Origin of the sequence: Patulibacter sp. NPDC049589, assembly GCF_040675535.1 — a bacterium.
In the GTDB taxonomy this organism is placed as follows: Bacteria; Actinomycetota; Thermoleophilia; order Solirubrobacterales; family Solirubrobacteraceae; genus Patulibacter.
In genome coordinates, this window is the sequence record NZ_JBFAPC010000212.1 from 1 (window position 1) to 8100 (window position 8100).

The 8100-nt window shown below is 75.0% G+C and carries 7 protein-coding genes and 1 pseudogene; 5 read left to right on the forward strand and 3 right to left on the reverse strand.

The annotated features are described in order from the left end of the window. Together AB0L40_RS24950 and AB0L40_RS24955 are read right to left on the reverse strand one after the other, a co-directional pair. On the reverse strand, positions 1-1435 hold a 1435-nt coding region (locus AB0L40_RS24950), incomplete at its 3' end, for a HAMP domain-containing sensor histidine kinase (RefSeq protein ID WP_364361039.1). 3 nt (positions 1436-1438) lie between these two features. Then, on the reverse strand, positions 1439-2125 hold the full coding sequence (locus AB0L40_RS24955; RefSeq protein WP_364361041.1) for a response regulator transcription factor: 687 nt from the start codon (positions 2123-2125) through the stop codon (positions 1439-1441). Between the two features lie 186 nt (positions 2126-2311). Between AB0L40_RS24955 and AB0L40_RS24960 the strand changes: the two genes are divergently transcribed. Next, positions 2312-2776 carry a hypothetical protein gene (locus AB0L40_RS24960; protein ID WP_364361043.1) on the forward strand — a complete coding sequence of 155 codons (465 nt, stop codon included), beginning with the start codon at positions 2312-2314 and terminating at the stop codon, positions 2774-2776. Between the two features lie 4 nt (positions 2777-2780). Here the strand turns inward: AB0L40_RS24960 and AB0L40_RS24965 are convergent, their stop codons facing one another. After that, positions 2781-3134: a luciferase family protein gene (locus tag AB0L40_RS24965; protein WP_364361045.1), complete on the reverse strand. Its 354-nt coding sequence runs from the start codon at positions 3132-3134 to the stop codon at positions 2781-2783. 126 nt (positions 3135-3260) lie between these two features. On the opposite strand from AB0L40_RS24965, the gene alaS reads away from it, so the two are divergent. The 4 genes and pseudogenes from alaS to AB0L40_RS24985 all read left to right on the forward strand — a co-directional run. Beyond that, on the forward strand, positions 3261-5951 hold the full coding sequence (alaS, locus tag AB0L40_RS24970) for an alanine--tRNA ligase (RefSeq protein WP_364361047.1): 2691 nt from the start codon (positions 3261-3263) through the stop codon (positions 5949-5951). Between the two features lie 204 nt (positions 5952-6155). Continuing rightward, positions 6156-6533 carry a Holliday junction resolvase RuvX gene (ruvX, locus tag AB0L40_RS24975; protein WP_364361049.1) on the forward strand — a complete coding sequence of 126 codons (378 nt, stop codon included), beginning with the start codon at positions 6156-6158 and terminating at the stop codon, positions 6531-6533. A gap of 353 nt (positions 6534-6886) precedes the next feature. Next, positions 6887-7540, forward strand: coding sequence for a class I SAM-dependent methyltransferase (locus tag AB0L40_RS24980; protein ID WP_364361051.1), 654 nt, complete (start codon positions 6887-6889; stop codon positions 7538-7540). Between the two features lie 152 nt (positions 7541-7692). Then, positions 7693-8100: pseudogene (locus tag AB0L40_RS24985) on the forward strand (hypothetical protein); the annotation flags it as partial.

Consider the following 8100-nt stretch of genomic DNA (forward strand, 5'->3'; position numbering starts at 1 on the left):
GGCCGAGCCCTTGGCCACAGGACCCCACTCCAGCCCGAGCCGGCCGCAGCGGCGCCCCGCTGGGCGGGGCGTCGGGAGGACGTCCCTCGGCCGATCGACCCTCGCGCGCCCGCCCGACGGCCGCCTGCCCGTCCGCACCGTCGACGTCGTCCGTCCGCGTAGCCTCCGGCCGAGCCCTACTGACCCGCTGCTCGCCGACCGGCGCCGGGTCGCCCGCCTCCGCGGAGACGAGCACCTCGACCGCCCCGGACCCGTCGGCGCCGTGCAGCGCCGCGTTGTTGACGAGGTTGGAGACCGCGCGGGCGAGGCGGTCCGGCCGACCCGCGACGACGACCGGCTGGAGCGTCGTCGCGAAGGTGACGCCGCGGTGGTCGCGGCGGGCGCGTCCGACGCACTCCTCGACCAGCGCGTCGAGGGCGACCGGCTCGTCGGCACCGCGGTCGGGGGCGTCGCCGCGGGCGAGCTCGATCAGGTCGGCCACGAGCAGCCCGAGGTCCTCCGCCTGGTCGCGGACGTCCGACAGGATGCCGCGACGCTCCTCGGGGCTCAGCGACGCGTCGTCCTCGAGCAGCACCTCGGCGTTGGTCCGCAGGCTCGTCACCGGCGTGCGCAGCTCGTGCGACGCGTCGGCGACGAGGTTGCGCTGCTCGACCATCGAGCGGTCGAGCTCCTCGCGCGAGCCCTGCAGTCGCGTGAGCATCCCGTTGAAGCGGCGCGTGAGCTCCCCGACCTCGTCCTGCGAGCGCACCGGCAGGCGCCCGCCGAGGTCGGCGGTGGCCTCGACGTGCGCGGCGGCGGCCGCCAGATCGGTCACGGGCCGCAGGACGCGGCGCGCGGTCGCGCGGGCGAGCAGCGCGGCCGTCGCGACGATCACGACGCCGAGCGCCAGCAACACGATCCAGAGGGTGCGCAGGGCGCTGTCGACGCCGGTCATCGAGCGCGCGAACTGGACGGCGGCGACGTCGACGCCCAGGCGGCTGCGGTAGAGGAGCCGGTTCTCGACGCTGACCGGGACGGTGACCATGCGCAGGTGCGCCCCGCCGACCTCGACGTCGCGGGGGCTCGTGGAACCGCCCCCGGCGACGACGACGCGGTCGGCGCCCTGGACGGGCAGCTGGACGTCGTCCTCGGTGCGGCGGATGATCTGGCCGTCGCCCGTGAGGAACTGCTGATACTCGGACGGGCCGCCCTGGCCGGGCGGCGGGCCCGGCACGCGCAGCACGCCCTCCAGCCCGCTGCCCGTCGGCGAGGCGACGCCGCCGGGCACCCGGAACCGTGGGACGCGGGTGGCGAAGCGTGCCTGCGCGCGCAGCGAGTCGTCGACGTTCCCGCGCAGGACGGACCGGGTCGTCAGCCACGCGGCCGCGCCGGCGGCGACGACGACGAGGAGGGCGACGACCGCGACCGTCAGCGACAGCCGGCGGCGCAGCGGCACCCGCTAGGCCTCCCGGAGGGCGTACCCGACGCCGCGCACCGTGTGCAGCAGCCGCGGCTCGCCGCCCTCCTCGGTCTTGCGCCGCAGGTACCCGATGTAGACGCCCAGCGCGTTGGAGGTCGCGCCGAGGTCGTAGCCCCACACGTGCTCGAACAGCTGCGTGCGGCTGAGCACGACGCGCGGGTGGTGCAGGAACAGCTCGAGCAGCGAGAACTCGGTGCGGGTCAGCTCGATCGCCCGGTCCCCGCGCCAGACCTCGCGCGTGATCGGGTCGAGCCGCAGGTCGGCGAACGCGACGGCCTCGCGGCCCTCGTCGTCGTCCGGGGCCTCCGCGCGGCGCAGGAGCGCCCGGACCCGCGCGCGCAGCTCGCGCAGCGCGAACGGCTTGGAGAGGTAGTCGTCGGCCCCGGCGTCGAGGCCGTCGACGCGGTCGTCGATGCCGTCCCGCGCGGTCAGCATCAGGACCGGCGTGCGGTCGCCGGCGGCGCGCAGCCGGCGGCAGACCTCGAGGCCGTCGACGCGCGGCATCATCACGTCGAGGACGACGAGGTCCGGCGTGCTGCCGGCGAGCCGGTCGAGCGCGAACTGCCCGTCGACGGCGACGGCGACGTCGTGTCCGTCGAGCCGCAGGGCCCGCTCCAGCGCGGTGACGAGTGCGGGTTCGTCATCGACGACGAGGACCTGGGCCATGGCGGGGAGCGTACGCGGATCGCCTGGGAGCTTCCTGTGAAGCTTCGAAGAGCGGCTGAAGAGCGGACGGCGGTGAACGACCGCGCCGCGCGGGCCGCACCGTCACGCGCGGCACCCGACCGACCCGCGGTGCGTCGTCGAAGCCGAGCGTGGACGGCCGCCGCCGCACGGGGGAGGATGCACCGTATGCACCGCCTCGCCGACCCCGTCCTCCGCGTCCCCGCCGACCCACGGCGCCCGCTCGCCCGTCGCGCGGTGCCGGCCCTCCTGGCCGTCGCGCTGCTCGCGACCCCGGCGGTCGCGGACGCCAAGACGCTGCGGGCCGACAACGTCTATGCCTACGGCCAGGGCCAGGTCAGCTGCATCGCCGTGCGGTACGGCAAGGGCATCGAGTGCTCGTCGGCGGCGGTGCCGGCGAAGGAGGTCGACGGGTACCTCGCGCTCCGGGTCACCGGCAAGGTGCGACGCGGCGAGCGCGGCGACTTCCCCGGCTACAGCACCAAGCGCCGCAAGCTCGCGGTCGGCGACGTCTGGCGCCCCGGGCACAGCGCGAAGGGGATCGTCTGCACGCTGGAGAGCCAGGGCCTGCGCTGTCGCAACCGCAGCGGCCACGGGTTCGTCGTCGAGCCGCAGGCCTACCGGCGGTTCTGAGCGCTCACGCGGCCACGGCGCCCTCCGGCAGCCCGTACCGCGCGACGATCCGGTCGTAGTTCAGACCCAGGATCTCGAGCACGTCCTCGACGTCGCCGGGCCGGTCGATCCGCCGGGCGCCGAGGGTCGGCTTGTCGGTCACCGGGTGGGCGACGACATGGCCCTCGTCGCGCAGCCGCCGGCCGAGGTCCATGCCGAGGGCGAAGTGCGCGACGCGGTCGCCGTGCAGGTGGCCGACCTCGCGCCGGCCGAGCATCAGCGACATCTCGCCGCGCTCGCCGGGGCCGGTCAGGGTGACGCCGGGCCAGGCGGTGGCCGCGGAGAAGATCCGGGCGCTGGGGGTGACGGTGGTGGTCATCGGGGTGCCTCTCGGTCGTGGACGGTGTCCATGCTGAGGGTTGAAGCGCGCTCGAAGTCAAGGGCCGGATCGGTGATCGGGGCGGCGGAACAGCGCACCGATGCCCGGTTTCGCGACAATCCCCCTGTGAGCACGACCCGTCCCGTCACGAGCGACGAGATCCGCGAGACCTTCCTGGCCTTCTTCGAGGCCCAGGGAAGCCGCCGCCTGCCCTCCGCATCGCTCGTCCCGGCACAGCACGACCCGTCGGTGATGCTGACCACGGCCGGCATGCACCCGCTGAAGCCGTACTTCCTCGGGGCCGACACGCCGCCGTCGAAGCGGCTGACGAGCTGCCAGAAGTGCTTCCGCACCCCGGACATCGACAACGTCGGCGTCACGGCGCGCCACCTGACGTGCTTCGAGATGCTCGGCAACTTCTCGATCGGCGACTACTTCAAGCGCGAGGCGATCGCCTACGCGTGGGAGCTCACGACGAAGGGCTTCGGGTTCGACCCCGAGAAGGTCTTCGTCACGGTCTTCGGCGGCGACGAGGCGCTCGGCCTCGGCGTCGACCAGGAGTCGATCGACTTCTGGCTGCAGGTCGGCGTCCCGCGCGAGCGGATCGTCGAGCTCGGCCGCGAGGACAACTTCTGGCAGGCCGGCCCGAACGGCCCCTGCGGCCCGTGCACCGAGCTCTACCTCGACCGCGGCCCGGACTACGGCCCGTCGACGAAGCCGGGCGAGGACGAGTCCGACCGCTTCATGGAGTTCTGGAACCTCGTGCTCATGCAGTACGAGCAGACGACGCACGACGACGGCACCTCGACGCTGAAGCCGCTGCCGGCGAACTCCATCGACACGGGCATGGGCCTGAACCGGATGGCGATGCTCCTGCAGGGGAAGGAGACGATCTTCGAGACCGACCAGTTCGTGCCGCTGATCGCGCTGGGCGAGGAGCTCTCGGGCAAGACGTACGAGTCCGGCGACGAGGCCGTGGACCGCGCGCTACGCATCCTCGCCGACCACACCCGCGGGATGACCTTCCTGATCTCCGACGGCGTCGTGCCGTCCAACGAGGACCGCGGCTACGTCCTGCGCCGCCTGATGCGCCGCGCGGTCGTCCAGGGCCGCCGCATCGGCATCGAGGGCGAGTTCCTCGGCAAGTACCTCGACGCGGTGGTCGAGGTCATGGGCGCCGCCTACCCCGAGCTCGTCGAGCGCCGCGAGGAGATCCGCACCTGGGTCACCGCCGAGGAGCAGGGCTTCGGCCGCACCCTGACGTCGGGCACCGCGCTGCTGGAGGAGCTGCTCGCGAAGGGCGCCGTCTCGGGCGAGGACGCGTTCAAGCTCCACGACACCTTCGGCTTCCCGGTCGAGATGACCGTCGAGCTCGCCGCCGAGCGCGACGTCTCCTGGGACGGCCAGGACGAGTTCGACCGCCTGATGGCCGAGCAGCGCGAGCGCTCGAAGGCCGGCTCGCGCCGCGGCGACCACGGCGGTGCATCCGCCGGCTCGATCGCGACGCTCGTGGCCCCGGAGCCCACGGAGTTCACCGGCTACGGGACGCTCGAGCAGCACACGACCGTCGCGGGCATCCTCGAGCGGGACGGCAAGACCTACCTGAAGCTCGCCGAGTCGCCGTTCTACCCCGAGGGCGGCGGCCAGGTCTCCGACGGCGGCACGATCGTGCTGGAGGACGGCACCGAGGCCGCGACGGTCGTCGGGCTCGTCCGCGCCGGCGACGACCAGGCGATCCTCGTCACGCCGGCCGACGGCGTCGGCGACGGCCGCCTGACCGCCGACGTGGCGTTCGCCTCCGGCCAGGCCGTGATCGCCCGCGTCGACCGCAGAGCCCGGCACGCCACCGAGTGCAACCACACCGCGACGCACCTGCTGCACGCCGCGCTCCGCGAGCGCCTGGGCGACCACGTCCACCAGGCCGGCTCGGCGGTGCGACCGGACAAGCTGCGCTTCGACTTCAGCCACCCCGGCAAGCTCACGCCGGAGGACGTCCGGTGGGTCGAGGACCGCGTCAACGAGCGCGTCCTCGCGGCCGACCGCGTCCGCGCGATCACGACGACGCTCGACGAGGCCCGTGCGATGGGCGCGCAGGCCCTGTTCGGCGAGAAGTACGGCGACGTCGTGCGGATGGTCGAGGTCGGCGACGGCGAGTTCAGCCGCGAGCTCTGCGGCGGCACGCACGTGCGCAACACCGCGGAGATCGGCGTCTTCAAGATCACGACGGAGACCTCGAGCTCCGCGAACGTCCGGCGCATCGAGGCCATCACCGGCCCCGTCGCCGTCGACTTCCTGCGCGAGCGCGACGCCGTGCTGGACGAGATCAGCGAGGCCGCGAAGGTCCCGGCCAACCAGGTCGTCGAGCGGATCGCCAAGCTCCGCGACGATGCCAAGCAGGGCGCGACCAAGGCCCTGCCCGCGGTCGACGAGGGCGCGCTGGCCGCCGAGGCGATCGAGCTGGGCACCGGCGTCGGCGGCGGCGCCGCCGTCCCGGTCGTCGTCGCGCGCGTCGAGGGCGTCTCCCCGAAGGACCTCCCGGCGATCGCCGACCGGGTGAAGGGCAAGCTCGGCGCCCCCGGCGTCGTCGTGCTCGCCGCGCCGTCGGAGGACAAGGTCGCGCTGATCGTCGCGGTCGGCCCCGAGGTCGTCGAGCGCGGCGTGAAGGCCGGCGACGTCGTCAAGGCCGCCGCGGCGGTCGTGGGCGGCGGGGGCGGCGGCAAGCCGACGATGGCGCAGGCCGGCGGCAAGGACCCGGCGAAGACCGACGACGCCCTGCGCGCCGCGCACGACGCCATCGCCGCCGTCCTCGGGGCCTGACGCGCGCCGCCGGAACGTGCTCCGGATGACACTGGTGGTCCTCCGGCACCTCCGCCCGACCGGGGCGGGGAGACCGGACGAGGAGCCCGGAGGGTCGGTGACGGCGGCCGTCCTCCGGCACGACCGACCGATCACGGTGGGTGAACGCGATGCGTCCGTGACGCTACGGGCGCTGGCCGGCCGGAGGTCTGCATCATGCGCGTGATGGCGCTCGACCACGGGTCCGCGCGCACCGGCGTCGCGCTCAGCGACCCGTCGGGCACGATCGCCACGCCGCTGCCGGCGGTGCTGCGCGTCGGGGCCCGCAAGGGCCGGCGCGAGCTTCTGCGCCTGATCGCCGAGAAGGAGGTCGAGCGCATCGTCGTCGGCCTCCCGGTGGGGCTGCAGGGCCACGACACCGACCAGACCCGCGAGGCTCGCGCCTTCGCCGCCGCGCTCCAGGAGCACGTCGGCCCGGACATCCGCGTCGAGCTCTACGACGAGCGCTTCACGACCCGCATGGCCCAGGCGGTCGGCGGCGACGCGGACGAGGACTCCCGCGCCGCCGCCGTGCTCCTCGAGGAGTGGCTGCGGCGGCTCTGACCGGGTCCGTGGGCGGATCGGTCTCGTCGTCCGACGGGGTCGGGCCTCGCGGTGCCGAGTGGTCGACATCGCCTCGCCGGGAGCGAGGGAACGACGACCGGCTCCTGCGGCCCGGTGCGCGCGGGTGGGGGTGGTCGACATCGCCTCGCCCGGAGCGAGGGAACGACGACCAGGTCCCGCGGCCCGGTGCGCGCGGGTGGGGGTGGTCGACATCGCCTCGCCCGGAGCGAGGGAACGACGACCAGCTCACCGCCGCGGGCGAGCCGAACCGGTGTGCGCCGGCGCGGCCCCTCGGGGCATCGGATGGGACCCGGGACCGCGTCGGTCGGCGCCACGCCGGGTACCGTCGTGGCGTGCGCACCGTCCACGACACGTGGAGCGGCGACCGGATCGTCGCCGCCCTCTACGACACCGCCGTCCAGCACCGAGCGACCGCGTGGCTCGGCGCCCGCGCGCTGTGGGGGTTCCCGTTCTCGGTGATCGAGGACGAGCTGCGCGGCGTCGCCGCGCTCCCGGCGGGGACGCGGATCCTCGACCTGCCGACGGGCGGTGGGCTCGCGTTCAACGCCCTGGAGCCAGGCCACGCCCTCGACTACGTCGCGGCGGACCTCTCACCGGAGATGCTCGACCGCGCCCGTGAGCGCGCCGACCGGCGGGGCCTCACCGGTGTCCGCTTCACGCCGGCCGACGCCGCCGACCCGCAGTTCCTGGACGGCGCGTTCGACGTCGTCCTGAGCCTCACCGGCCTGCACTGCTTCGCCGCGCCGGCCGCGGCGCTCGCGGAGTTCCGCCGCGTGCTGCGACCCGGCGGCGAGCTGCGCCTGACGACCGTCGTACGCGGCGCCGGGCGACGCCACGACGACGCCGTCCGGCTCCTGCGTGGTCTGGGCGTCTTCGGCCTGGTGGGCACGCCGGACGACCTGGCCGCGTGGCTGGACGCCGCCGGCTTCGCGACCGTGACGCAGACCCAGTCGGGCGCGCTGGCGATCGTCCGGGCGACGGCCTGAGCGGCGGCCCCGGGGCCTCGTGCGCGGCCTTGGACGGCATCCGCAGTCGATGGCGTACGCAGTTCCCAGCGGCCCTTCCGCCGAACGGTCGCGCATGCGTCGGGCCGCTCGACTAGCGTTCCCGCGATGCCGACGACGGACGGGACGGAGCGTTGAGTCCGCGGGGGCGGCGCGGTGGCGGCGCACGGTCGGAGGACGACCGCCAGCGCGCGCGCCTCGAGCGCGAGCAGCGACGCGCCCAGCGCGAGGGCCGGCCGGTCCCGAAGTCGATCGACGAGCTGCCCGTGGGCGAGCCCTCGCTCGACGTCTCCGGGCTCGTCCCGGACGCGCCCGGAGCGCCGTTCACATCCGACGCACCATCCGCCACGCCGCCCGACGGTCCTGCCGGCCGGCGGGAGCGCCTGGCCGCCCTCCGCGGCGCCACCGCCGATCGCCCCGCGGTCGACGCCCGCGCGGCCGACGCCGGTGCCGTCGACGGGGACCCGACGCGGACCCCGCCCGCCGACACCCGCCGGGTCGAGCGGCCCGCCGACCACCCCGCCGCCTCGTCGCGGCCCCCC